At 63.3% G+C, this 1,160-nt stretch carries 1 protein-coding gene and 1 pseudogene; both read right to left on the bottom strand.

Annotated elements, in window-relative coordinates:
• Positions 1-440: ATP-binding cassette domain-containing protein (locus tag JCM19049_RS14885; protein WP_306420824.1), on the bottom strand; the 440-nt coding region annotated here is incomplete at its 3' end.
• A gap of 240 nt (positions 441-680) precedes the next feature.
• Positions 681-1,160: pseudogene (locus JCM19049_RS14890) on the bottom strand (3'-5' exonuclease); the annotation flags it as partial.

Below are 1,160 nucleotides of genomic sequence, written 5' to 3' on the forward strand. Positions count from 1 at the left end.
CTGGCGCTGCCCGCCCGAGAGCTGGGAGGGGTAGCGTTGCTGAACTTGCCGAGCCCCACCAGCTCGAGCAGTTCGCGGACCTTGTGCGCGCTGTCCTTCTTGGACATCCCGCTCAGTTCCAGCGGGTAGGCCACGTTCTGGGCGGTGGTGCGTGAATCGAAGAGATTCGCGTGCTGGAACACCATCCCGATGCGCCGGCGGGTTTCGCGCAGCTGGCTGTCGCCGATGTTGGTCAGCTCCTGGCCGTTGACGGCAACCGTTCCGCTGGTGGGTTGATCCAACAGGGTCAAACACCGAACCAGGGTGGATTTGCCGGCACCGGAGTGTCCGACAATGCCGTGGATTTTCCCGGTGGGGACTTCGAGGCTAACCCCGTCAAGGGCAACAACGGTATCGCTGCCTTGGCGGTAGACCTTGCGCAGGTCCTTGATCGTAATCACAGGGTGGTGGTCCTTCAATTCTCAAGGGTAAAGAGAGTACCCCCAATTGAATCACCGTCGAATATTATCGACCGAATCGCCCTGCACATTCGGTAATGCGCCGTAAAGCTCCGCTATCTCACGGATGGGGTCGAAGAATCTTTGAGTGAACATCATTCACAAAAAAGGATGGACGCCCGCCGGGCTCGTGGCGGCCATCACGGGCCGCTGGGCACGGCTGTGAATTAGGTCTCGAAGCGCCTAGGAATCCTTGATGGGCCAGGCGCCGTCGACGACCGCCTCGGGCTTGGTGCGGCGCAGGTACTGCTGGAAATTCTCGGCGTGCTCCCGGGCCCAGCGGATCTGCTGGCCGTGCAGCTCGGCCGGATCCACCAGCAGGTCCGGGTAACGGGAGGCCAGGGCGCGGGCCACCCCAACGCAGGCGACCGCATCCGCGAAGGAGGTGTGCGCGTTCTCCAAGACCACCCCATAGTGCTGGCACGCCGCCTCCAGGGTGCGCTTGCCCTTGCGATAGCGGTCCATTTGCCGGTCCAGGACGTAGGGGTCGATCACGTTGCCCGGGATGAAGGGCACCAGCTCGTGGCGCAGTGCCTCGGTGTGCAGGACCGAGAAGTCATAGGAGGCATTGAAGGCAATGATCGGTGCCTGCTGGGACGCGAACTGCAACAGGTTCAGGATTTCGCCCAACCCCCCGCGCGGCCGCGACGCCCTCGGCGCGCG

Source organism: Arthrobacter sp. JCM 19049, from assembly GCF_001310435.1.